Raw genomic sequence first — 25,287 nt, 5'->3', positions numbered from 1 at the left:
TTTCTGGTTCTGGCCGGTATGAACAATCATTGCACATAGACCAGCGGTGTTGTCGTGCTCCAGAGAAAGACGGTGGCCGATCTCAAACCTACCAGTATCACCAATCCCACTGTCAGAATAGAGATGCAGAACAGAAAGCCCCGTTCTTCAGGAATCTTCATAATGATCGGGACACCGGTAAATAGCAGCCAGGTGCTATAGACCAGAGCCACCAACCCCACCGCGACGCAAAACCACAACATAGGGTAGAGTCCGGCAAATCCAGCCAGTAACAGGGGGGTGGCCGTATAGAGCGTCAGATTCATACAGCGCTCCAGTGATGCATGGCCGCCGTAGGTTTTTTCCATCCAGTGCATGGCAAAGCCCATTACGCAGAGGGCGAAGCAGATTGACAGATAGAATGCGATGGCTGAGTTAAGTGCGCTGATCAGGCTCAGCTTTATCGCATCTCCACCCGGGGTCAGGCTCCAGCCGAGCTGAGTTGTACCGATAAACAGTGAAACGGCGGGTATCAATGACAGCAACGCCAGAATGACGAGCACCTCTCCAGTGCCTCTGAGCTTTTCATCCCGTAAATGCTGCATTGCCAGGTGGGGATGATAGAAGATTTCTGACATCGATTTTAGGGTCATGAGTATCACCTGTTATGTTGTGGGTGGTGCCAGATTATTACGTGTCTGGATAAAGGGTAGATCAATATCGTCAATCTGTACTGCTGTACCTGAGTAAAAACTGTATCTGGCGCAGTGTTCTGATAGTTATATATTCCTGTAAACCACATGAGCATGGAGAGTAAGCATGAAAACAATCGGTCTGTTGGGTGGAATGAGCTGGGAGTCCACCACCAGTTATTACAAGGCAATCAATTGTGGTATCAAGGAGCAGTTAGGTGGATTGCACTCCGCTAAAATGGCACTGTTCAGCATTGATTTTGCAGAGGTTGAAACGCTGCAGCAGCAGGGTGACTGGCATCAGGCCGGGGTGATACTCGAAGAGGCTGCGCGGGCGGTAGAAGCCGCCGGAGCAGATTTCTTTATGATTGGCACAAATACCATGCATAAAGTCGCGCAACAGGTGGAAGCTGCTGTGTCGATTCCATTGCTGCACATCGCCGATGCCACGGCAGAGCAGTTAAAAGCAGACGGTATAGAAACGGTTGGTCTTTTGGGCACCCGCTTTACCATGGAGCAGGATTTTTATAAAGGCCGCCTGACCGCGCAACATGGTATCCGGGTGTTTGTGCCTGATGCGGCTGATCAGGCAATCGTGCATCGCATCATTTATGATGAGCTGTGTCAGGGCCAGATCAATGACGACTCGCGTCAGGCGTATTTGAAGATAATCGCCTCGCTGGCGGAGCAGGGGGCGCAGGCGGTGATTCTCGGATGTACCGAGATTGCGCTGCTGATACGCCAGTCAGACACCTCAGTGCCGGTGTATGATACCACGGCTATACACGCAGCCGCAGCGGTAGACTTAGCCCTGTCCTGAGGTTGTGCCTTAATCGGTTCCGGATGGCACCCGTTTACAGTGCTGGCGAATCAGTTCGGTGATCTCCTTATTGAGATGTTCATAGGATGTCTGCCCGACCACTGCCTGGCTATCGACGGTCACTGTACAGTTTCTGCCACTCTCCTTGGCTGCGTACATGGCGATATCAGCACGTTTGACCGAACCTTTGATATCGCAATGGCGGCACAGTTGAGTGACACCGAAAGAGGCGGTGACAGAGTGCAGGTGACTGTGATGGCTGATACTGCTGTTTGCCAGTCGGTTGCGGATACGATCTACCACAAGCCCCGCCTGCTCCAGGCGCATATCCGGAAAGATAAACAGGAACTCTTCACCGCCATAGCGTGATACGGTGTCATGACGGCGTATAGCATCGTTGAATATTTGCGCGGTGTGACTCAGCAGCAGGTCTCCCACATCATGCCCCCAGAGATCATTCACCTGTTTAAAGTGGTCGATATCGGCCATGGCGACACAGCAGTAGTAATCATCGGCCCGTTGCATCCGGCTATATTCATTGGCCAGAACAGAGTCTACAGATCGACGGTTCATCAGCCGGGTAGTGGGATCAAACTGCTGCTTATTCAGGACTGAAAATTCAAACAGCATCATCACCATATCGAAGAACTCCTTTTGCAACTGCATGAAGTTCTCGAACGCTGCAATATCGACCTCTGTATGGTGGTTCAGCTGATAAATCAGGGTGCGGGCAGCGTCGTGTAACTGCCTGTGATACTGCTCAATTCTGAGAAAAGAGCCCTGTTGAAACAGCTCATCCTGAAAGATTTTTGTCAGCCAGCGACCAAAGTGGCAGTGAAGGTGCGCATCCACCGCAATAAACTGGTTTTCCTCTAACGGTTGCCGGGTCACCAGCGCCGTGGTAATTCTCTGCATCCAGTGGCGGTGCGCTTCCAGCGATTGCTTGATATCGGCAGCGAGCTGTTCGAAATCATCATGGTGCAAACTCTCAAGTAGGTTATTAATCACGTTATCAGTCCCTGATCTGCTTGTATTGGCATGCTGGCGGCCAGTGTTAACGGGGAGCTGATCATCTGCTTTATTCATTAGGGCGAATCCTAATGCAGTGCCAGTTGTTCAGGTATAAGCTGCTGCAGTACCTGATGCTGATAGTGTTTTGCAGAACTACTGATTTTTCCGCTTTTGCCCGTTGTGAGCCAGCGTTTTATCCGACCGGCATCTCCAACCGGTGTGCGTTTACCGTACGAGTTTAGCATGACCATTACGGTTTCTCTGCCATTAACCCGGGTCATCATGACCAGGCAGCGGCCGGCTTCATTCAGATAGCCGGTTTTGGTAACATCAATATCCCAGCTTTTGCGGTGAACCAGTACATTGGTATTGCCATAGCGCAGAGAATATCGCGGTTCACTAAAGCGGGCCGTGTAGCTTCTGGTTTTGCTATATTCGGTTATTTTCGGGTAGCTGGCGGCGGCCCGTACCATAATGGCAAGGTCCGAAGCGGTTGAGACATTCGCTTCCGACAGTCCGGTTGAATCGACAAAGTGGCTATGGGCCATACCCAGTTGTCGGGCTTTACGATTCATCGCGTTAACAAACGCTTTGATACCGCCGGGATAGCTGTGTCCAAGCGCCGAGGCGGCCAGATTTTCAGAGGACATCAGGGCGATGCGTATAACATCTTTGCGGGGCAGCTCAGAGCCAATGCGGATTCGGCTATAGTAGTTATGGTTGGCCCGTTTTTGTGTTTCTGTGAACGTTATCTTCTCTGACAGGGAGAGCCCTGCGTCCAGCGTCACCATCGCCGTCATCAGTTTGGTGATAGAGGCGATCGGCAGCACCAGTTCAGCATGTTTTTTATACAGAGGGGCGCCGGTTTTGTTATCGACAACAGCGGCACTGACTGAGGCCAGCTCTATTTTTTCCGGATCGAGGTTAAGTAGACGTTGAGTCGTACTGGAAACCGCTCTGGCCTGGACTGCTGCAGTCGGCTGGGCCGAAACGGAAAGCGGCTGGAACGACAGAAAAACAGTACAAATCAGTAAACACAACCACTGTATCAGACGCTTAGCCAACCACTGCGCTATTTTGGCTTCAGCGTTACGATTGTGGGACAGAGGTGTTGCTGAGATCGTTTTCAAAACAGAGCCGTAATTTTAGATTGCTATTTCAACAGTTGATTGGCCTGAGGTCCCTGTCAACATAGCCGTATAGTTGCAGACTCTAACATAGCCGGATCGCATTATCGTTGGTTTCGTTACTCATTTTATGTTTTTATGGCGGCAGATCGGGTCAGGCCAGTAAGAAGAAATATGCGCTGAAACACGATGAGTTAGAATACAGTTCCGACAGAGTATAATGAACAGCGCTATTTCTGGAGCGAGCAAAATTTAAATGGAACAGATTATTACACTGATTCTCGATTCTGGCCGAACGGCTATGGATATGGTGTTGTATGTGTTGCTGCCGGTGATGGTAGTGATGTTGGCACTGATGAAACTGCTGGAAAGTAAAGGCGTACTCGGCTGGATCTCAAACAGACTGTCGCCGCTGGTGAAACCGTTTGGGGTACCGGGGCTGGGGATCTTTGCGATGCTGCAGATTCTGTTTGTCAGCTTTAATGCGCCGGTTGCGACTCTGGCTATTATGGATCGGGACGGCACCGCGCGGCGGGCAATTGCGGCAACTCTGGCAATTGTGCTGACCCTGTCTCAGGCCAATGTGGTCTTTCCGATGGCCGTGGTGGGGCTGGATGTGCCGGTGATTATGATAACCTCGCTGATTGGCGGGCTTATTGCAGCAGCTGCAACCTATTATCTGTTCGCCCGTGATCCGAGCCTGGATGATGATTACAGCCACACTGAGCATCTGGCACCTGAGCTGCATGAAAAAAAGAATGTGATTCAGATATTGTCTGATGGCGGTCAGGAGGGGGTGAGGATTGTGCTCGCCTCTATACCGTTACTGATTCTGGCGCTCTGTTTCGTTAATTTATTGAAAATGACCGGCTCGATTGAGTTGCTGACGGCGCTGCTTGCTCCGGTACTGGCGCTGGTTGATCTGCCCGAATCAACCGTGTTGCCGATCGTGACCAAGTTTATTGCTGGCGGCACCGCAATGATGGGGGTGACCATTGATCTGATCAATCAGGGGGCGATGACCGCAACCGATCTGAACAGGATAGCCGGGTTTATTATCCATCCGTTTGATGTGGCCGGAGTCGCGATTCTGATGGCCGCCGGTAAGCGGGTTTCATCGATTGCCAGGGCTGCTGTGCTTGGCGCAATAGTCGGTATTCTGGTGCGGGGTGTGCTGCATCTGTTGATATTCTGAGCAGACAGTGGGTTCAGCTTGACCCCCGGCCAGAGCAGACTTAGAGTTGACCCTATTGCTGTCATTCACAGCGCGCCTTAAAGGAACAACACACTGATGCAATACCCACCGACCAAACTACCCAAAGTTGGTACCACCATCTTTACTGAGATGTCGCAGCTGGCCGCAGAGCATGGAGCGATTAACCTGTCGCAGGGTTTTCCCGATTTTGACGGGCCGCTAGCGCTGTTGGATCGGGTAACCTATTATCTCGAGAATGGCCTCAACCAGTATGCCCCTATGGCGGGGGTTATGGCGTTACGCAATGCGATTGCGTTGAAAGTTGAGAAACTCTATGGCTGCACAATTAATCCGGAAACGGAGGTAACGGTCACGTCCGGAGCCACAGAGGCGCTGTTTGCTGCGATCGGCGCTGTGGTGTGCCAGGGGGATGAGGTGATCGTCTTTGATCCGGCTTATGACAGCTACGAGCCCGCCATTGAGCTGAATGGTGGCACGGCTGTGCATCTGCCGTTGCGTGCCCCGGATTTTGCCATTGACTGGTCGCAGGTTAAGCAGGCGATTAACGACAAAACCCGCATGATTATTCTTAACAGCCCCCATAATCCAACTGGTTCTGTGTTGTCATCTTCAGATCTGGATCAGTTGCAGGCACTGGTAAACGACAGTGATATCCTGTTGCTCAGTGATGAGGTCTACGAACATATCTGCTTCAACGGCCCGCATCAGAGCCTGCTGCGCAGACCGGCACTGGCGGAGCGGGCCTTTGTGGTTTCATCTTTTGGTAAGACCTATCACACAACCGGCTGGAAGGTGGGTTACTGTGTTGCGCCGGTGGCGCTGACCACTGAGTTTCGCAAACTGCATCAATACCTGACATTCTGTACCGTGCATCCGATTCAACTGGCGCTGGCCGATTTTATTAATGATTATCCTGAACACTATCTTGAATTACCCGGGTTCTACCAGCAAAAGCGGGATCTGTTCTGCCAACTGATGAAACCCGGTCGATTCCGTTTTACCCCGGCAAACGGCACCTATTTTCAGTTGATGGACTATTCTGATATTCAACCGGAGATGGATGATCTGACCTTTGCCCGCTGGCTCACCACCGAGGTGGGGGTTGCCGCGATTCCGGTATCGGTTTTTTACCAGTCACCGCCGGAGCAACGGTTAGTACGTTTCTGCTTTGCTAAAAGTGATGACACGCTGAGAGAGGCAGCGGAAAAACTATGCAGGATCTGACAATAACGCTGATTCAGCCAGATATGCAGTGGCAGAATCCGGCTGAAAACCGTGCCATGTATGAACAACTGATGGACCAGCACGCTGCGGGTACCGATCTGGTGTTACTTCCGGAGATGTTTTCCACCGGATTTACTATGGACAGCCGGACCGCCGCTGAACCGATGGGAGGGGATACCTGCCAGTGGTTGCAGCAGCAAGCACTACAGCGGGGGATTGCGATAACCGGCAGTCTGGCCATCGAAGCGGGTAATGGTTATGTCAACAGGATGATCTTTACCTTTCCGGATGGCAGCCAGACATTCTACGACAAACGACACCTGTTCCGTATGGCGGGTGAACATGAGCGTTATCAGCCTGGCGAAAAACGGGTGATCGTTGACTATAAAGGCTGGAAAATTTTGCTGCAGGTCTGCTATGACCTGCGTTTTCCGGTGTTTTCCCGCAACTGCAATGATTATGATCTGGCCCTCTATGTGGCCAACTGGCCATCCCCCCGCCGGCAACCCTGGCGGAAGCTGCTACAGGCCCGTGCCATCGAAAATCTCTGTTATGTGGCCGGAGTTAACCGGGTAGGAACGGATGCCAATGGCCACGATTATAGCGGCGACAGCCTGCTGGTGGATTTCAGGGGGGAGCTGTTGATTGATCGGGAGCCCGGAACGCCCTTCTGCGAAAGCTTCAGTTTATCAGCTGCGGAACTGTCTGACTTTAAACAGAAGTTTCCGGCCTGGATGGATGCGGATAGTTTCACTATTCAGGATGGTTAGAAGCCAGTCTCCGGCATCGCGCTTGATGCCGGTGCAGCGAGTGTGGATTGGGGGGACGCTTAAAAAGTCATTTAAAATCCGCGATTTCTGGCAATAGTACAACGCCCGGTCATGTATTATAGCCCTCAAGATACAGCTCTGCGGCCGTAGGCGCCGATTTTTAGTTAAGGATATCTCAATTGTACCACCAGAAGGATAAGGCGATCCCATTTGCCGAGTTTGTAACCCTGATTGCGCTGCTGATCTCTCTGGCGGCACTATCAATAGACGCGATGCTGCCGGCATTGGGGATTATTGGCAACGACCTGAATGTTGCCGATCCCAATGATAACCAACTGGTTATCGTGACTTTTTTTGTCGGTATGGCTGTAGGGCAGTTTCTCTACGGGCCGTTATCGGACTCATTTGGCCGCAAATCAGTTATCTTATTTGGCCTGGTAATCTTTGTTGCCGGAACGCTGTTATCGGTCACTGCGGATAGCTTTCAGCAGATGTTGCTGGGTCGGGTGTTGCAGGGCTTTGGGCTGGCCGGCCCCCGGGTTGTGTCGGTCGCGCTGGTCAGGGATCTGTACGCCGGTAGGGCAATGGCGCGGGTGATGTCGTTTGTGATGACGGTATTTATTCTGGTGCCGATGATGGCTCCGGCCCTGGGACAGCTGGTTTTGTATTATGCTGATTGGCGAATGATCTTTATCGGTCTGTTGTCCGCCGCCATAGTCTTGAGTGTGTGGCTTATGATACGAATGCCGGAAACGCTGGCAGAGGTAAATCGGCGGTCATTTGCGCCAGGGATTTTATGGCGCGGCTTTAAAGAGGTGGTCAGCCATCGCGTCGCGATGGGGTTTACCCTGGTGACAGGACTGGTGTTTGGTGCATTTATTGGTTATCTCAATCTGTCGCAGCCGGTATTGCAGGATCAGTATACATTGGGAACACAGTTTCCTCTCTACTTCGGTTGCCTGGCAGGCGCTATCGGTCTGGCTTCGCTGATGAATGCCCGTCTCGTAGGACGCTATGGTATGTGGCGGCTGGTTATCCTCTCGCTGATCAGTATTACTCTGCTATCACTGATCTACCTGCCTGTGGTGATATTTTACACCGGACATCCGCCTTTGCAGACCCTGGTAAGCTATCTGTTTCTGGTGTTCTTCGCTGTTGGGCTGCTGTTCGGCAATCTCAATTCGATGGCGATGGAGCCTCTGGGACATCTGGCGGGTATCGGTGCTGGCCTGGTGAGTGCGCTATCGACCCTGCTGAGCATTGTGTTCAGCCTGATCATCGGTCAGCTCTACAACCAGACTATCTACCCACTGGTCGGTGGTTTTCTGGTGTTGATCAGTATAGCGCTGCTGATCTGTTATTGCCTGCACCGATATGCAGACGTGGGCCGCTAGCCCGGAATATCTGGAGTCCCGGTTGATGAACCGCTCGCTGGCAGTGGGATGATGTGAACTATAAATAGATCAGTTTCATTTTAATCCAAAGCCCATCACTCTGATGGGCTTTTTGGTATCTGCCATAGCTCAGCCGGTCACGGTTGAGGATCAGCAAGTTGAACTATACTTGATACATTCATAACGGCCGACAGGCCGGGAGGTATGAAATGAGACGTTTAACTTTTCTGACGCCGGATCTGGCCCATGCTGAACTTGTGGTTGAGGAGTTACGGCAACTGGGGATCGGTGATGAAGCGATGCATCTGGTTGCCAGTGATCACTCAATGTTACAAAAAGCCCATCTGCACGAAGCCACCGAGATGGAAACGACAGAGGTGGAGAATGATTTCAACTGGGGCATCGTCGCCGGTGGTGTACTGGGGCTGGTAGCCGGTATAGTTGCCTACGGCTCGAAGATTTCCAGCTTTGAGTTTGGTGCGATGTCCCTGTTAGTCATCACAATTATCTTCGCTTTTTGGGGGGGCGTGGTTGGTAAAGCAATTGGTGAGAGTACGCCAAACTCTCATCTTGAAAAATACCGCCATGCGATCGAGGCAGGTCAGATTCTGATGATCGTTGATGTTGCCGTTGAGTTGCTACCGGATGTCTATAAGAAGGTTCGTATGCATTGCCCGAAAGCACTGATAGAGAGCAGCCATGTTTTTCACGATCATCCGCTTGCGGCGTAAAGGATCTGATCAACAAACGCTATGGATAGCTTGGCTTACTCAGGCGGATGAGGTGTCGTTGAAGCAGCAGGTGGTCTGATTCAGTTTTTGGATCGCTGATTTCGTTTTTCACAAACAGAGATCAAGCCATAAGCATGAACCGGGCGCCTGCGCGCTGCACAGAGGTCAGGTGTGTGTAAAACATTGCCGACAGGGCAGATGAGTGTCATTAAAGAGGATAATCCTTTATAATTGCTGTAATTAAAATTGTTAAGAATGTAAATAATTTAATGACTAATCTAAATTCATCGGAAGATATCGATTACGGAATCCTTGATACTCTTGTTGGTTATAAGCTGCGAAGGGCTCAGGTGAATATTTTTAATGATTTTTCTGAGCACTGTTCCCGGTTTGGCATTACGCCGGGTTTATTTGGCGTTCTGTCTATCGTCGAGCGAAATCCGGGGTTAACCCAGACCGCTATAGCGAATGCCTTGGGCAATGACCGTTCGGCTATGGTCAGTGTGGTTGACCGTCTTGAAAGCATGAATATTGTCGAGCGTAAGCCTTCGGCATCGGATCGCCGTTCACATGCGCTGTTTCTGACGCCGCATGGGGAGGTTTTCTATAAGGAGCTGGTGGCTGAAGTACTGAAACATGAAGCCAGCTTTACCAGTCTGTTGAACGAGGGTGAAAAGCCGTTAATTATCGACATGCTGGATCGTATAGCAGCCCATAAGCCTGCGAAACAATAGCAGCAGTCAGGTTGCACGTTTAATAGCCACAAAAAAGCCCGCTTGCAACCTCTGTATCAAGATGCAGGCGGGCCTGTGTTTTTCTTATTGACTCATTACAGTCCCAACAGTCTGACGGCGTTTTCCTTCAGAATTTTTGGCCTGACCTCATCCTTAATGCCGATGGTGTCAAAGTCTTTCAGCCAGCGGTCCGGTGTGATAACCGGCCAGTCAGAGCCAAACAGCATCTTATCCTTGAGGATAGAGTTGGCGTATTGAATCAGGATTTTGGGGAAGTATTTCGGTGACCAGCCTGACATATCGATATACACATTGGGCTTATGGGTCGCGACAGAAAGAGCTTCCTCCTGCCACGGAAACGATGGATGCGCCATCACGATAGGCATATCCGGGAAGTCCGCTGCCACATCGTCCAGATAGATCGGATTAGAATATTTCAGACGCATATTCATACCGCCACGGCTACCCGCTCCAACGCCAGTCTGGCCGGTATGGAACAGTGAGATTGCACCCTCTTCGGCGATCGCTTCATAGAGTACATAAGCGGACCTGTCGTTGGGATAAAATCCCTGCATGGTTGGGTGAAATTTGAAACCCCGCACACCAAAGTCACGTACCAGGCGGCGTGCTTCACGGGCACCTAAGCGACCCTTAGCCGGATCTATCGATGCGAAAGGGATGATAATATCACTGTTGTCAGCAGCCAGTTGGGCCACCTCTTCATTTTCGTAGCGACGAAATCCGGTTTCTCTTTCCGCATCCACAGGGAACAGTACACAGGCAATTTTCCGGTCACGGTAGTAGGCTGCGGTTTCCTCTATGGTCGGCAGCATATTGTGGCCAGCCGGATTCTTAAAGTATTTGGCAAAGTCCTGCTGAAACTCATAGTAACCATCGTCACGGGCACAGGTGCAAGGCTCTTCAGCATGTGTGTGGAAATCAATAGCAATGATCTCATCGATATTCATAGTGTCACCCTGTCTCTTTCAAAAATGTGTTCCGGTGCAGCCAGCTCAGTTAGTGTGGGCTGACTACACCGGGTTATAAATAGATATCGTCCGCCTAACTTAACAGGTGCACCAGTGCCAGGGTAATCGGCGGGAACAGAACCAGCAGAATGACCCGGGAAAAGTCGGACAATATAAAGGGTACAACACCTCTGAAGCTCTCTTTCAGTGAGAGAGATTTATCAAAGGAGTTGATGATAAATACGTTCATGCCCACGGGCGGCGTGATCAGTCCCACCTCAACCACCACAAGAGCCAGAATACCAAACCAGATGCCAGTATCCTCAACCGACATACCGAAGTCCATCGCCACAATAATGGGGAAGTAGATCGGAATGGTCAGAAGAATCATCGCCAGGCTGTCCATAAAGCAACCCAGTATGAAGTAGCTGAGCAGCATCAGAGCGAGAATCAGATAGGGAGACATCTGCGCATTCAATAATAGTTCTGCACCGAGGTTTGGCAGGTTTGTCAGGGCGATAAAGACACTGAACAGATCGGCACCGAGAATGATCATAAAGATCATCGCGCTGGAAACGGCTGTCCTGATAATGCTGTCTTTAAGCTGCGCAAAGGTTAACTTACCGTGGGTCAGCGCCAGTATTCCGGTGAGAATAACGCCGACCGCTGCCGCCTCCGTTGGGGTAAAGAAGCCAAGGTAGATCCCCCCCAGTACTATCAGAAATATCGCGGTGATATGCCAGACATCCCGGGTGGATCGGAACTTTTGCCCCCAGGTGGTTTTTTCCCCCTTGGGACCTGCTTTAGGGAAGATGCGGACATAGATAGCGATGGCCAGAATATACCCCCCGGCCGCGAGCAGTCCGGGGACAAAGGCGGCGATAAACATCTTGGAGATATTCTGCTCAGTCAGCACAGCAAAGATGATTAACACCATTGATGGCGGAATCAGTATTCCTAGTGTGCCGCCTGCCGCCAGACAACCCGCAGCCAGTCCGCCAGCATAATTATTTTTCTTCATCTCTGGCAGGGCCACCTGACCCATGGTCGAAGCCGTTGCCAGTGAGGAACCACAGATGGCGCCGAAGGCAGCGCAACCCGATACTGCTGCCATCGCCAGTCCGCCCTTAAACTGGCCAACCCAGGTATTACAGGTGCGGAACAGTTCGGTGGTGATACCCGCCCGGGTGGCCAGTTCACCCATCAGTAGAAACAGGGGGACCACTGACAGGTCGTAGGTCGAAAACTTCGAGTAGGGAACCGTACTCAGATAGTTAAGTGTGGTGGGGAAGCCTGCCAGGATGGTGTATCCCAGCGCACCACAGCCCAGCATGGCAATGGCAATGGGTATTCTGATCGACATCAGCACCAGCAGCAGGGCCAGCATAGACAGGGCCAGTTCAATATTACTCATGATCTCAGGTACTCCCTGAAGCCCAGCAGGGTATCAATAAAACAGCAGAGGGTAAGCAAAGCCAGACAAAAGACGGCGGGGATGTAGGCGATCCAGACCTGGAGTTCAAGAATCATCGATTGTTCCAGATACTCATAATAGTCGAGGCCACCCAGATACATCTGCCAGGTCAGCGTGGCAGCAATCATTGTAAAAATCAGATTACCCATCGCATCGAGGAAGTAGATCTTCCGTTTAGCCAGGTTCAGGGTGAAAAAATCGACAATAACGTGTCCTTTTTTCAGCTGGCACTCTGTTAGAAACAGGAAGATTGAGATCGCCAGTCCCATCTCCACCAGTTCATAGTCCCCTTCAACGGTAATGCCGAACAGAGTTCTTCCTATAATGCTGATGACCGTCATCAGTGCGAGCAGAATCATAATGACACCCCCCGCCAGCGCTAGCTGACGGGAGATGAACTCGATTCCCCTTCTGGTTTGAAAAAGAAGCGTATACATAGCGAAGCCTTTTACTTGTCGGCCGCGGCGTACTTAGCGATAAGTGCGTGGGCTTCATCCAGAAGTTTCTGAGCGTCGTAACCGTCGGACTGCATATCCTTCAGCCAGTCTTCGGTGACAAACGCCAGCTTCGATTTCCAGCTCTCTACTTCTGCCGGGGGGAGTTGATAGATCTCGTTACCCTGCTCAACGGCGGCTTGTCGGCCGACCGCTTCATACTCATCAAACAACGCGCCGATATGACCGGCCAGCTCGATACCGGAATTGTTATCGATGACTTTCTGCAGATCAGCCGGGAGTGAATCGTAAGCTTTTTTATTCATGCTGAAGATAAAGGTGTTGGCATACAGCCCTGGAACTTCAGTATGATGTTTAACCAACTGATGGATTTTCAACGGTTTAACCACTTCGTAAGGCAGTACGGCTACGTCCAGTACACCTTTTGACAGGGCGCTGGGCATCTGGGGGACCGGCATGAATACCGGGTTAGCTCCCAGCTTAGCGAACGCATCCGCCATGGTTTTGTTGGGGGCGCGCAGTTTCATCCCCTCAAGATCGGCTGCGGTATGGATCGGCTGCTCACGGGAGTGCAGTGAACCCGGAGCATGGACATGCATAGCTAACAGGTGGACATCTTTTAACTCATCCGCCATCTCTTTCTCAGCATACTCCTGCATCGCCATACTCATGGGTTTAGCGTCAGTGGCGATGAAGGGTAGTTCAAAAACGGTTGATTTTGGAAAACGTCCCGGTGTGTAGCCGGTCACTGTCCAGGAGATATCGACGATCCCTTTACGCACCTGATCAAACAGGGCGGGTGGTTTTCCGCCCAGCTGCATCGCTGGATAGAGGTCGATCTTGATACGACCATCTGACTCAGCCATCACCTTCTCTGCCCAGGGCTGGAGAAACTTGGAGTGCGCCATGGAAGGAGGTGGCAGGAAATGGTGCAGTTTGAAGGTGTATTCTGCCTCGGCAGAGATCGCGTTACTGCAGCTTAGTAAAAGCGCACATGCGGCGAATGATTGCTTCAGAGAGGATTTAATGCCCATATTCAGATCCTTTGGATTCTTTATTGTTGTAGGATGCCAGAGTGCTGGTATTTATATTTATGCATAAACTGTTTAGTTTGGCAACAATAGTGGCCATAAGATAAATGCCCGACTTATAGGAATTTGCGGTAGTGTCACCTGTATCTGGCGTAGGAGAGCGTTTTAATCTGCTGAAAAGTTAAATAAGTTATTGTATTTAGAAGCTTTTAATTGGTTTCTTTGTTAGGGCTGATTAAAAAATCAGTAATTTGTTATCAATATTGTTGATTAACACAACAATATTTCGTATAAACATAAATATGAATTTTTGACGCTGGGAAGAAAACCGGCAGTTATTGCATTGTGCAACAGAGGTGTCGAATGGCCGAGTACCGTTATATCCAATTTTCTGTAGAAGCCGATATTGGCCATCTGCAACTCAACCGTCCTGAAAAAAAAAATGCGATCAATGATGCGCTGCTGCTTGAGATAGAGGATGTGTTTATCAATATGCCCGAAGAGGTGTCAGCGGTGCTCTTTTCGGGTAATGGTCCGGAGTTTTGTTCCGGTCTTGATCTGTCCGAGCATGTCGCCCGCGATCCTTACGGTGTTGTGTTGCACTCGCGTATGTGGCACCGGGTGTTTGGGCGTATTGCTAACTCTCCTATTCCCGTTGTTGCCGCACTGCATGGCGCGGTGATTGGTGGTGGTATGGAGCTGGCCTCCTGTGCGCATGTCCGTGTTGCGGATGAGACGACTTACTTCCGTCTGCCCGAAGGGCGTCACGGTATTTTTGTGGGCGGTGGTGCGTCGGTCCGTGTGGGCAGCATTCTGGGCTCAAGCCGGATGATGGATATGATGCTCACCGGCCGAACCTACGATGCGGTTGATGGTGAGCGTCTGGGGCTGGCCCATTACTGTGTCGAGCCGGGTACTGCGCTGGAAAAAGCCACTGAGCTGGCTAAATCAATAGCACAAAACTCACGATTGTCTAACTATGCCATGGTAACCGGCCTGTCCCGTATCGAGAGTATGTCAATGGATGATGGTTTGTTTACCGAGTCGCTGCTGGCGGGAATGACGCAAACCAGTCCTGAGGTTCAGGAACGTATCCAGGGATTTTTGAATCGGAAAAAGAAGTAGGCAGATTGTTTATCGGCTCAAAGCAAGGTGCAATTTTGTCTTTGAACAGATGATTTCTTTGTAAAAGATAGTGCCGGAAATCTGCAGTGACTGAAGAAAAGAATAATTGAGGACACTCATATGGATATTAATCAAAAGGTTTTTATCGTTACCGGCGCCAGTTCTGGTTTGGGAGAAGCGGTTGCCCGTCGCCTGGTAGATCAGGGTGCGTCGGTTGTACTGGCGGATATCAATGAAGAGCGTGGCGTTGCTGTTGCTGATTCTCTGGCAGATAAAGCGGTTTTCTGTAAAACGGATATCACTGATGAGCAATCGGCGCAAAACTGTATTGATACTGCGGTAAATATGTTTGGCTGCCTGAATGGCTTAGTTAACTGCGCCGGTATTCCGGGGGCAGAGCGCGTATTGGGTAAAAATGGCGTGCACCGTCTGGAGACGTTTAATCGCGCTTTGCAGGTTAATCTGCTGGGTACCTTCAATATGGTTCGCCTGGCTGCCAGCGTGATGAGTGAGCAGGATGCTCAGGAAACCGGAGAGCGTGGTGTGATTATCAATACTGCCTCTGTCGCGGCATTTGATGGTCAGATCGGTCAGGCTGCCTATGCCGCGTCCAAAGGGGGAATGTGTGCCATGACGCTGCCGCTGGCCCGTGAGCTGGCGCGTTTTGGCATCCGTGTGATGACCATCGCTCCGGGCATTTTCAAAACCCCGATGATGGATGTTTTGCCGGAAGATGTTCAGGCTTCTCTGGGGGCCGCAGTGCCGTTTCCATCGCGCCTGGGGGAGCCGTCTGAATATGCTCAGCTGGTGCAACAGATTATTGAAAACTGCATGCTCAATGGCGAAGTTATCCGTCTGGATGGCGCTATCCGGATGGCGGCGAAGTAGGTAACGATTATGGCTAACTATGTCGCGCCGCTTAAAGATATGACCTTTCTGTTAAACCATGTTGCGGATAGTCGCGGATTTCATCAGATAGAGCATTTTGCGGATTTTGATCCGGCGCTGGTGTCGGCCGTTTTTGATGAAGCGGCAAAATTTGCCGGTCAGGTGCTCTCTCCGCTGAACCAGCCAGGTGATATTGAAGGCTGTCATTTCAATGAGGGCAAGGTAAAGACACCCGCAGGCTGGAATGATGCTTACCGGCAGTTTTGTGACAATGGCTGGCTGGGGCTGGCTCTTCCTGAAGCATACGGTGGACAGTCGTTACCCCGCTTTATTGCGGCGGCTGTGCATGAGATGTGGTTGAGTGCAAACCTGAGCTTCGTCATGTTTCAGGCGCTGACTCAGGGCGCTGCCGAGATTTTGTTGGCGGCTGAAGACGATCGCCTGAAGCAGCGTTATCTGGAAAAGCTGGTCACCGGTGAGTGGGCGACCTGTATGTCGCTGACCGAACCCAGCGCAGGATCTGATCTGGGTAATACCCGCACTCGCGCTGTGCGTCAGGACGATGGTACCTATCTGATCACTGGTCAGAAGATCTATATCACCTATGGTGAGCATGATCTGACTGAAAATATTGTCCATCTGGTGTTGGCTAAAACGCCGGATTCACCTCCGGGCGGTAAGGGCGTTTCTCTCTTTATCGTGCCGAAGTATAAGGTGGATGAGTCAGGGCAGTGTGGTGAACTGAACGATGTCCGTTGTGTCTCCATCGAGCATAAGACCGGATTGCATGGCAGCCCGACCTGTAGCATCAGTTACGGTGATGAGGGCGGTGCTATCGGCGAACTGGTTGGTGAAGAAAATCGTGGTCTTGAGTATATGTTCATTCTGATGAACGAAGCTCGCCTGAGTACCGGTCAGCAGGGTGTCGCAATCGGCGAAATGGGTTATCAGCGGGCGCTGGAATATAGTCTTGAACGTACTCAGGGGCGTGATGCACTGACCGGCGATACCGATGTTCAAATCGTTCGTCATCCGGATGTAAAGCGGATGCTGATGGGCTTACGGGCACAGGTTACAGCGTTGCGCGCCTTGAGTTATCAGATTGCTTCCCGTCTGGATCTGGCTGAGGTCGAGTCTGAAGATCGCGCGGCGCACCTGCGTTTTGTTGCACTGATGACGCCGATTTTTAAAGCCTTCTCCACCGAGAGTGGCAACCTGATGGCCGGGACTACGATTCAGATATTTGGTGGCATGGGGTTTGTCGAGGAGACCGGCGTTGCACAACTGATGCGTGATATCCGGGTGACCACCATCTATGAAGGGACCACAGGGATTCAGGCAAATGATCTGGTGTTTCGTAAAGTTCAGGGCGATCAGGGGGAAGCGCTTAATGAGCTGATCGCAGATATTGAAAGTGACTTTGCCAGTTATACCGCGCTGGAGATTGCTGGCAGCGAGACTGAGATGCTGTTGCAACTGATCGCTGTGTTGAAAGAGAGCACACAGTTCATTTTACAGCAGGGAAAAGAGGGGCGTGAAACCCAGCTCTGCGGGGCGGTGAACTTCCTCGAGCTGATGGGCATCGCGTGTTGCAGCTGGATGATGATGCGCACCGCCGTGGCTGCTTATGAACAGAAGCAGCAGAGCACGGATACCATTTACCTGAATAATCTGATCGCATTAAGCCGGTTCTATTTTGCGCATTTCACACCAAAAGTGCTGGCGCTGCATCAAACGGTGATCAGTGCCGCAACGGGGATTCAGGACTATCAGATAGAACAATAAGTCAGCGCGGATTGACTGACTCAACAGAATAATAATTTTATAAGAGAGAATAATAATGAACGCAGAGTTTCTTCCTGTAAATGTAGTGACCTATGACGTCAGCGTTGAAACGCGTGACGATGCATCTATGCTGGTTCGCTCACTGGGTGAATTACCCACATACGCAACTAAACTGACCGATAAGCTGGAGTACTGGGCGGCTGAAACACCCGATACTGTGCTGGTCGCTCAGCGTACAGAAGATAAACACCATTGGGAGACGGTGACCTATGCTGAGGCGTTGGTCAAAGTTAAACATCTCTCTCAGTACCTGTTAAATCAGAATCTGTCAGCGGAGCGTCCTATCGTTATTCTTTCGGGTAACAGTATCTCTCATCTGCTGGTGGGTCTTGCGGCGATGTATGTGGGAATCCCATACTCTCCGATCTCCACCGCTTATTCACTGATCTCTACCGATTTTGGTAAGCTGCGCTACATCGTTGAAAAACTGACTCCGGGCTTGGTATTTGTTGAAAATCTGGGGCCGTTCCGGGATGCAATCGATGCGGTGATGCCATCCGATTGCCGTGTGCTGGCGTATGAAGCGGACCACGGTGTTGACGATTTCAGTTTTGATCTGAGCCTGTTTTCCGATGCGGTTAACACTCCGGTCACCGATGAAGTCATTAGCGCGAACGCCGCGGTAAATGGCGATACTATCGCTAAGCTGCTTTTTACTTCCGGTTCAACAGGAATGCCCAAAGGAGTCATCAATACTCAGCGGATGATCTGTGCTAACCAGGAGATGATTGCTACCTATCTGAATTTTGTTCACCAGCAACCACCGATATTGTGCGACTGGCTTCCCTGGAACCACACTTTCGGGGGCAATAAAAACACTGGTCTGGTGATCTATAATGGTGGTTCTCTCTATATTGATGGTGGTAAACCGGTCCCGAAAGGGATTGCTGAAACCGTTGCCAACCTGCGTGAAATTGCTCCTACGATCTATTTCAATGTGCCGAAAGGGTATGAACTGCTGGTTAAAGAGCTGAAGCAGCATCCGGATATGGCAAAAGTGTTCTTTTCCGATCTGCAGGTGTTGTTTTATGCCGGTGCCGGCCTTGCCCAGCATGTCTGGGATGAACTGATGGAATTATCGGTTCAGTACACTGGCCATAAAGTGCCAATTCTGACCGGGCTGGGGGCGACTGAAACCGCACCCTCTGCGATGTTCACTTCCATTGAAGAGTCGGCTTCCGGTGTTGTTGGCGTGCCGGTTCCCGGTGTTCAGCTTAAACTGGTTCCTAATCAGGGTAAGCTGGAAGTTCGGGTGAAAGGGGTCAGCATCATGCCGGGATACTGGCGCGATGAGGTGCAAACCGCGAAAGCCTTTGATGAGGAAGGATTTTACTGCCTGGGTGATGCGCTGAAGTTTATCGATGAAGAAAAACCATCCCGTGGATTTTACTTCGACGGCCGTGTTTCTGAAGACTTTAAACTGGATACCGGTACCTGGGTGAGCGTGGGCACCCTCAAAGCTCAGATGATTCATGAGTTTGCCCCCTATATTCAGGATGTGGTGATTGTTGGCCGGGATCGTGGTTTTATCAGTGCGCTGGTATTTCCGGATTTCGAACACTGTCGCCATCTGATCGATAGTGAAGAGGGGACGCTGAGTCTGGAACAGGTCGTTAATCATGCAGCGGTTCGTCAGGTGTTCAGTGATCATCTTGCCAGCATGGCTGAAAAAAGTACCGGAAGCTCTACCCGCATTCAGAGTCTGGTGCTGCAAAGCGAGCCGGCAGATATTGACGCCCATGAGATGACCGATAAGGGGTCGCTTAACTCAAATGCGGTGATCAGTAACCGTGCGGATATTGTTAACGATATATACTGCGCAACGCCATCAGTGCAGGTGATTACGCTTTAGCACTGTTAATTCAATAAACATATAACCAGATATCTATTCTCGTGGATATGGTTTGGTAGATGCCATATCCAGAAACATGTTTTGAGTTGCTTTTTTGACTCTCCTCAGTGCCCCTTTCTAAGGGGCTTTTTTTTGAGGCTTTTTAAAAGGGAAGTTTGAAGGGGAAGGGGGGAAGGGCTCTTATTTTCAGATAGGTTGATGCAGTTTTCTTATAACCTGTTTTTTTATTATCGTGTTAATATATTAAGGATCATTAATTTATTATAAATAAAGTGATTGGACAAAAAATAAAAATAAATGCCTGCATGAGGAAATTATGAAGCATAATTTCGATCTAAGGATGAAGGGGGCTGATAGGGATGTTATTGTTAAAAAATCTACTGAGATTGTTCATTCATTGGCTGGATGCGGTGATGAGATCACGGTTTACCTACTTCCTGAGGGGCTGGAACGGACCATCCGGATCAGTGTTCATCAGCGTATCTTTGTAAACTACTTTATATTTGATAGTTGTGAAAATCACCCGGAGCCCTCGCTCTGTGCTGAGAGTTCAGCAGAGAGTATGATCGGTCTGGAATCACCTGCACTCAAAGCTTTGATTCTTCATCTGTTAGAGCTTAAAGAGACCGTTACACCTGAGTTGCAACGCCACTATATCGATATCATTTTCCACTATATCCAGATGGAAATTGGATTTGACCGGCGGGTTGAAGAGGCGAGTCGTAATAAGCAACTGATAATGGGAAAACTGCGGGAATATATTGATCAGAATATAAAGCGCAATCTGTCGGTAAAGAGTCTGACAGATGTGTGCCATATGAGTGAACGATCACTCTATTACCTGTTTCGGGAGAGTGAGTCTACGACACCGCTTAGCTATATTCAGCAGCGAAAAATCGCATTGGCGCATCGCGAGATTACAGCGGGGAGTGCAGTCCGGAGTATTACCCAGATCGCTATGGATTATGGTTTTACCAATATGGGGCGTTTTTCACAGCTTTATCGCAAACAGGTGGGAGAACTGCCATCGGTGACCCGATCCAGAGCTGTTGAGCAGCCGTTAAGGGCATAGTCTTTAAGGGCATAGTCTTTAAGGGGTTAGTTAAGGTCTATTTAGGCTTTAAGTGATAGAAGTCAGGTATGGTTGGAACGTTTGACAGGGATAGGTTTTTCAGGATTTTCTGGTTTGGTTCTGCCTGTAACCGCGGTGATGCTAACGCTTAATATCTTTAATTAAAGGAGGATAGAGATACCGGTGAAGGGGGCCAGTATCTCTATCCAGATGTATCGGTTCTAAGCGTTGATGAGCTTAGAACTTGTACATTGCCATGACTTCAACCTGCTGCCCAGCCGGACGCAGAGGGTGGTTGGCCATGTCCTGATCACGCCACTCAATACCAAAATCCAGACCCGGCAGATAGGTATAGATCAGGGTTGCGGTGGTCTCGTAAGCAGATGTATTGGCTGTGTCATCGACCTCTACTTTGCCGTAACGCAGCGTGCCGTTGAGGTTTTCGGTCAGGTTCTGAGTCACACCCAGGTTGAAACCGGTTTGAGAGATCAGATCTCCTGAACCATCGATATCACAGGTTGCTGTATTTCCTGGGTTCCACATTCCACCAACACAAACACCCGTATACGGGCCGGTACCTTTACCCGTAAATGCACCGGCAAACAGAGCGCCTTTACCAACGGCCAGCTTACCCAGCAGTGAGATGGTCGCACCAATTTTAGAATCGTCAACAGAGGTCGTCTGAACTTCACGGGCTGTTACGGCAACATTATACGCGCTGCCGGATTCAAAACGGTTGGAATAGGATGCTACCAGGTCGGGCATGGAGGCATTGTCATACAGGGGATCCTGCGCTGTAAAGCGGAAGCCGTTGGTGGTGTAGTGAATCACGGTAGAGGGGCGAACAGTACCACCGTTACCGCCAATGGTACCGAATCCAGGCCCAAAGAAGTTGATCATCCGCGCATCAAAGGGGGCAGTGGCAAAGAACTGGCCATTCCAGGTCTGGCCAATGGTCAGGTTATCAATGCTGATGTAGGCGTGACGCAGACGCAGCGCGGCAGCGGTATTGTAGCTGCTCTGGTTTTCCCAGAAATCGGATTCAATAAAGCCGGCGACTTTATGACCCTCAATCTCTTTGCTGGCCTTCAGGTTAAAACGTGACTGACGGGTTGTGGTTTCCAGAGTATTGTCGCCACTATCGGGCATACCCCAGATCGCTTCTGCCTTCAGGTATCCGCCAACGCTGAAAGTCGTGCCTTTAAACTCGCCCAGTTCAACTGCGCTAACAAAAGTGGATGCGGTTGCGGCAAGTATTGCAATACTTAGCTTATTAAGTTTTTTCATCTAAGTGAAGCCTCGTTATTATTATATAGGTGAGGTCTTATGATCTCATATCGATAGAAATCTAATACTTGAATACTGCAAATCTATGTACAGATACTGCAAATATGAATAATAGAAAGGTCAGGATTGCTATGTTTTTTATGTTTATATGATGTGAAAAGATACTGATTGCTATTTCTAGAAATACTGATGATCAGACGGTGAATTAATTCAACTATCTTATACTAAAGATACTAATATTACGGGTATTTCTGACTGAAGAATGGCTTTATTGGCGGTTGAGCCAGGAAACAGCGGGCTGATGGCTGAGCGAAACACCGGACGTGAATCTTGCTAATGTCCGGTGTTTCAACCTGGGTAACATCGATCTCTTGTGGTTTTCCGCTTCAGCGATAAAGTAGCTCAGGTAAGATCAGCGATATCGGTGCAATCAGGGTAATCAGCAGCAACCGGACAATATCCGCGCACCAGAAAGGGGTAACCCCTTTGAAGATGGTGCTGGCTTTGACATCTCTGAGTACCGCGCTGAGGACAAACACATTCATCCCGACGGGTGGGGTAATCAGACTGATCTCGGTGACAACCACCACGACAATGCCGAACCAGACAAGATCAAATCCAAGGCTCTGTACCAGTGGGAAAAAGATTGGTACGGTCAGTAGCATCATAGAGAGGCTTTCAAACACCATTCCCAGCACAATGTAGATGGCCAGGATGATAAAAATGATTGCCATCGGCGATACATCGACACTTTGTACCAGTGTCAGCAGGTCACCCGGCAGACCTGCACGATTGATGAAATTTGAAAAGATCAGCGCGCCAATCAAAACACCGAACAGCATTGCCGAGGTTCGTGCGGTATCGGTGAGAATATCAAACAGGTTGGCCAGAGTTAGTGATCGCCGGTACAGGGCAATGACAAACGCGCCGCCAGCGCCGATACCTGCCGCTTCAGTCGGGGTAAATACACCGAGGTAGATACCACCCATTACCACGCTGAACAGGATCAGCACTCCCCATACACCCTGTAGTGCCTGAATACGTTCCGGCCAGCTGAGACGCTCGCCACAGGGGCCGTCCTCCGGATTGCGCCAAACGGCGAACCGCACCGCGCAGAGGTAGAGCAGAATGCCGATAAATCCGGGGATAAACCCTGCCGCAAACAGCTCGCGGATGCTGGTTTCAGTGAGCAGGCCATAAATTACCAGGATAACGCTGGGGGGGATCAGAATACCCAGTGTACCGCCTGCCGCAATCGAGGCGGTTGCAAGTGAATCGGCATAACCGTATTTACGCATGGGCGGCATGGCGACTTTAGCCATGGTTGCCGAGGTGGCCAGGCTGGACCCACAGATTGCAGAGAAACCGCCACAAGCAACCACCGTGGCCATCGACAGACCTCCCTGCATATGTCCTAGAAAGGCGTTCGAAGCCCGGTATAACTGATGGGATAACCCCGATTTTGTGACCAGGTTGCCCATCAGAATAAACAGGGGAATAACCGATAAACTGTATTCCTGAGCGGTATTTATAACCCGTTTGGCGGCCATTGACAGGGCACTGTTCCAGTTGAAATCTGTATAGGTGTCGAAATTCAGGCCCTGCATATAGGCAAAGCCGAAGAATCCCACGATCGCCATGGAAAAGGCGATAGGGATACGGAGGATTACAATCAGAATAAGAAGGATGGCAAAGCCAATCAGGGCAACAGTCATGCTAAATATACCTGTTTAAGGTGGTGTCGGTTAATCACGGGAACGCCACAGCAGCCGGTAAACACCGTAGCTCAGCAGGGTGGCTGCGGTTATCCAGCTCATGAAGGCGATATATTCAACGATTAAGCCGACCGGCAATTGCAGAAATTCAGTCACCTCACTGCGTCGAAATGAACGCTCAGCCAGAAAGTAAATCTGTGTGGCGATAAAATAGAGCGATGAAGCGATCAGGAATACTGAAAATAGTCCCAGCAGTTTGATCACTGTGCGGCCCATCATCCGGTCAAGGATATCGACGACAACATGTCCTCCCCGCCAGGTAATCACCGGCATCTCGGCAAAAATCAGAATTGCCAGCGCGATTTCGGTCAGTTCCGTTGTGCCATCGATCGAATTCGATAGAAAGTAGCGGCCAACCACGTCAGAGCAGGTCAGCAGCATCAGCAAAAACAGTGTGGTTGCAGCGATCATTTCAAGAGCAAAGGCCAGCCATTTTACCGGCCCCTGCTCCTCATAATGTGTTGATACCCAGGTGCAAAATAACATGGTTAGCGCTCACTCGTGATAACTGTGGGCGATAGAACGAAGCTCTGCCAGCGCGGATTTTGCATCAACATCGCGGTCAGCTACGGAATCCAGCCAGATCTGATCCATACCTTCGACCAGTTGGTTGAAATCCTTGGCAAAGGCATCGTCTGCAGATACTTTGACGATATTTACACCGGCTTCTTCCGCGGCTTTCATGCCTTCTCTATCAGCGGCATCCCAGGCTCTACCCGCCATCGCTGACAGTTTCTCACCGGAAACACTCATGATCGCCTCACGGTCTTTGTCACTCAGGCTATCGAGAAAGTCTGGGTTGATAAAGATCGAAAAGCTACCCAGATACATACCGCCGGGCAGAGCGACAACATTGCGGGCAACTTCGTTCAGACGCAGAGTCTTCTGTTCTGCTATCGGTAAGAATACACCGTCAACGATACCCTGCTGCAGCAGTTCATAGACTTTAGGGGCCGGAGCACCCACCGGGGTTACCCCGAGACGATTGCCAATTTCAGCAGGCACACCGCCGCCGATACGGATCTTCTTACCCTTAAGGTCAGCCAGTGAGCTGATAGGTTCTATCGTCTGAATCTGTCCGGGCCCATGTACAAACACCCCTGCCACGGTCAGGCCATCATGTTCATTGGCGGCAGCAAAGTATTTCTGATGCACGCGCCAGTAGGCAACAGATGCTGCTTCGGCGGAGGCTCCCATTAATGGCTCTTCAACCCCCAGTGCCAGTTTAAAACGACCCGGAACATAACCATGGTAACTGAAGCTGGCATCGGCAACACCGTCTTCCACCAGTTCAAACAGGGTTTTAGGGTGGCCTAAACCATACTCGATCTCGAGTTTAACCCGGCCTTCGGTGGCTTCCTCAATCCATTTACCCCAGGTTGGCCATACCACCGCATTTTGCACATGGGTAGGTGGTAGCCAACTGGCAACGCGCATAATGGTTTCAGCGGCAGCGATATTGCTAAGGCCCATCAGCAGAGCGATCAGTGTCAGGGATTTTACTTTTTTTATTATAAACATCGGTTGTTTTCCTCAATGAATGGTTGATTGAGATAGTTAAATAAGATGGTTAATTGAGATGGTTGAATGAAATAGGTAGTACAGCCATTGATGGCATGAGTCGGTATAGCTGCGAGGCTCACCAGCAGACTATTCTGCTGGTGAGCCTGTGCGCTTATTTTTGTCTGGCCATGGTCAGTGCCAGGTCTTCAATCATATCTTCCTGCCCGCCAACGGTGCCGCGACGACCCAGCTCGACCAGAATGTCCCGTGCCTGAATGCCATACTTCGCTTCCGCCCGTTTGGCAAACAGCAGG

23 protein-coding genes and 1 pseudogene are annotated in these 25,287 nt (G+C 50.4%); 12 read left to right on the top strand and 12 right to left on the bottom strand.

Translation table 11 applies throughout. From position 1 onward, the window contains the following. Nucleotides 1–26: 26 nt before the first annotated feature. The gene (locus JW499_RS11690) at nt 27–632 is read right to left on the bottom strand and encodes a Yip1 family protein (RefSeq protein ID WP_205210774.1); all 606 of its coding nucleotides are present in this window, start codon (nt 630–632) and stop codon (nt 27–29) included. A gap of 166 nt (nt 633–798) precedes the next feature. On the opposite strand from JW499_RS11690, the gene JW499_RS11685 reads away from it, so the two are divergent. Further along, nucleotides 799–1,491: an aspartate/glutamate racemase family protein gene (locus JW499_RS11685; RefSeq protein WP_205210773.1), complete on the top strand. Its 693-nt coding sequence runs from the start codon at nt 799–801 to the stop codon at nt 1,489–1,491. A gap of 9 nt (nt 1,492–1,500) precedes the next feature. On the opposite strand, the gene JW499_RS11680 is transcribed toward JW499_RS11685, so the two are convergent. Further along, nucleotides 1,501–2,499: a diguanylate cyclase gene (locus JW499_RS11680; RefSeq protein ID WP_205210772.1), complete on the bottom strand. Its 999-nt coding sequence runs from the start codon at nt 2,497–2,499 to the stop codon at nt 1,501–1,503. A gap of 89 nt (nt 2,500–2,588) precedes the next feature. After that, nucleotides 2,589–3,632, bottom strand: a complete 1,044-nt coding sequence (pbpG, locus tag JW499_RS11675) for a D-alanyl-D-alanine endopeptidase (protein WP_232846370.1) — start codon at nt 3,630–3,632, stop codon at nt 2,589–2,591. A gap of 253 nt (nt 3,633–3,885) precedes the next feature. Between pbpG and JW499_RS11670 the strand changes: the two genes are divergently transcribed. The 6 genes from JW499_RS11670 (at nt 3,886) to JW499_RS11645 (ending at nt 9,698) form a co-directional block, all read left to right on the top strand. Then, nucleotides 3,886–4,824 (top strand): nucleoside recognition domain-containing protein, encoded by a 939-nt coding sequence (locus tag JW499_RS11670; protein ID WP_205210771.1) that lies wholly within the window; start codon nt 3,886–3,888, stop codon nt 4,822–4,824. Between the two features lie 96 nt (nt 4,825–4,920). Continuing rightward, a complete protein-coding gene (locus JW499_RS11665) occupies nt 4,921–6,069 on the top strand; it encodes a pyridoxal phosphate-dependent aminotransferase (protein ID WP_205210770.1) in 1,149 nt (382 codons plus the stop codon). Beyond that, nucleotides 6,057–6,839, top strand: coding sequence for an amidohydrolase (locus tag JW499_RS11660; protein WP_205210769.1), 783 nt, complete (start codon nt 6,057–6,059; stop codon nt 6,837–6,839). Before JW499_RS11665 ends, JW499_RS11660 begins: the two co-directional genes overlap by 13 nt. A 179-nt stretch (nt 6,840–7,018) precedes the next feature. Beyond that, a complete protein-coding gene (locus JW499_RS11655; protein WP_205210768.1) occupies nt 7,019–8,233 on the top strand; it encodes a multidrug effflux MFS transporter in 1,215 nt (404 codons plus the stop codon). Between the two features lie 209 nt (nt 8,234–8,442). After that, a complete protein-coding gene (locus JW499_RS11650) occupies nt 8,443–8,964 on the top strand; it encodes a hypothetical protein (RefSeq protein ID WP_205210767.1) in 522 nt (173 codons plus the stop codon). A 269-nt stretch (nt 8,965–9,233) separates the two neighbouring features. Continuing rightward, nucleotides 9,234–9,698: a MarR family winged helix-turn-helix transcriptional regulator gene (locus JW499_RS11645; protein WP_205210766.1), complete on the top strand. Its 465-nt coding sequence runs from the start codon at nt 9,234–9,236 to the stop codon at nt 9,696–9,698. A gap of 95 nt (nt 9,699–9,793) precedes the next feature. Here the strand turns inward: JW499_RS11645 and JW499_RS11640 are convergent, their stop codons facing one another. The 4 genes from JW499_RS11640 to JW499_RS11625 form a co-directional block, all read right to left on the bottom strand. Continuing rightward, complete coding sequence (locus JW499_RS11640) at nt 9,794–10,666, bottom strand: amidohydrolase family protein (protein ID WP_205210765.1); 873 nt, start codon at nt 10,664–10,666, stop codon at nt 9,794–9,796. 94 nt (nt 10,667–10,760) lie between these two features. Then, nucleotides 10,761–12,080, bottom strand: a complete 1,320-nt coding sequence (locus tag JW499_RS11635) for a TRAP transporter large permease (protein ID WP_205210764.1) — start codon at nt 12,078–12,080, stop codon at nt 10,761–10,763. Continuing rightward, nucleotides 12,077–12,577, bottom strand: coding sequence for a TRAP transporter small permease (locus tag JW499_RS11630; RefSeq protein ID WP_205210763.1), 501 nt, complete (start codon nt 12,575–12,577; stop codon nt 12,077–12,079). The genes JW499_RS11635 and JW499_RS11630 overlap by 4 nt, the downstream gene beginning before the upstream one ends. An 11-nt stretch (nt 12,578–12,588) precedes the next feature. Continuing rightward, nucleotides 12,589–13,629 (bottom strand): TRAP transporter substrate-binding protein, encoded by a 1,041-nt coding sequence (locus JW499_RS11625; RefSeq protein ID WP_205210762.1) that lies wholly within the window; start codon nt 13,627–13,629, stop codon nt 12,589–12,591. 360 nt (nt 13,630–13,989) lie between these two features. On the opposite strand from JW499_RS11625, the gene JW499_RS11620 reads away from it, so the two are divergent. From JW499_RS11620 to JW499_RS11600, 5 genes are all read left to right on the top strand, one after another. Further along, nucleotides 13,990–14,751 (top strand): crotonase/enoyl-CoA hydratase family protein, encoded by a 762-nt coding sequence (locus JW499_RS11620; RefSeq protein WP_205210761.1) that lies wholly within the window; start codon nt 13,990–13,992, stop codon nt 14,749–14,751. A 120-nt stretch (nt 14,752–14,871) separates the two neighbouring features. Next, nucleotides 14,872–15,639, top strand: coding sequence for a 3-hydroxyacyl-CoA dehydrogenase (locus tag JW499_RS11615; RefSeq protein ID WP_205210760.1), 768 nt, complete (start codon nt 14,872–14,874; stop codon nt 15,637–15,639). A gap of 9 nt (nt 15,640–15,648) precedes the next feature. Continuing rightward, the gene (locus JW499_RS11610; protein ID WP_205210759.1) at nt 15,649–17,424 is read left to right on the top strand and encodes an acyl-CoA dehydrogenase; all 1,776 of its coding nucleotides are present in this window, start codon (nt 15,649–15,651) and stop codon (nt 17,422–17,424) included. 55 nt (nt 17,425–17,479) lie between these two features. Then, on the top strand, nt 17,480–19,336 hold the full coding sequence (locus JW499_RS11605; RefSeq protein WP_205210758.1) for a feruloyl-CoA synthase: 1,857 nt from the start codon (nt 17,480–17,482) through the stop codon (nt 19,334–19,336). A 316-nt stretch (nt 19,337–19,652) separates the two neighbouring features. After that, a complete protein-coding gene (locus JW499_RS11600) occupies nt 19,653–20,408 on the top strand; it encodes an AraC family transcriptional regulator (RefSeq protein ID WP_205210757.1) in 756 nt (251 codons plus the stop codon). A 237-nt stretch (nt 20,409–20,645) separates the two neighbouring features. Here JW499_RS11600 and JW499_RS11595 read toward each other — a convergent pair whose 3' ends face one another. The 5 genes and pseudogenes from JW499_RS11595 to JW499_RS11575 form a co-directional block, all read right to left on the bottom strand. Further along, nucleotides 20,646–21,695: a hypothetical protein gene (locus JW499_RS11595; protein WP_205210756.1), complete on the bottom strand. Its 1,050-nt coding sequence runs from the start codon at nt 21,693–21,695 to the stop codon at nt 20,646–20,648. Between the two features lie 386 nt (nt 21,696–22,081). Then, complete coding sequence (locus JW499_RS11590) at nt 22,082–23,410, bottom strand: TRAP transporter large permease (protein WP_205210755.1); 1,329 nt, start codon at nt 23,408–23,410, stop codon at nt 22,082–22,084. A gap of 30 nt (nt 23,411–23,440) precedes the next feature. Beyond that, nucleotides 23,441–23,956: a TRAP transporter small permease gene (locus tag JW499_RS11585; RefSeq protein ID WP_205210754.1), complete on the bottom strand. Its 516-nt coding sequence runs from the start codon at nt 23,954–23,956 to the stop codon at nt 23,441–23,443. Nucleotides 23,957–23,965: 9 nt separating this feature from the next. Next, nucleotides 23,966–24,991, bottom strand: coding sequence for a TRAP transporter substrate-binding protein (locus JW499_RS11580; protein WP_205210753.1), 1,026 nt, complete (start codon nt 24,989–24,991; stop codon nt 23,966–23,968). A gap of 154 nt (nt 24,992–25,145) precedes the next feature. Continuing rightward, nucleotides 25,146–25,287: pseudogene (locus JW499_RS11575) on the bottom strand (4-hydroxy-2-oxovalerate aldolase); the annotation flags it as partial.

The sequence above is a fragment of the Amphritea pacifica genome (genome assembly GCF_016924145.1).
Classification (GTDB): domain Bacteria; phylum Pseudomonadota; class Gammaproteobacteria; order Pseudomonadales; family Balneatricaceae; genus Amphritea; species Amphritea pacifica.
The sequence above is the reverse complement of the archived record's forward strand: the minus strand, read 5'-3'. Positions and strand labels throughout refer to the sequence as shown.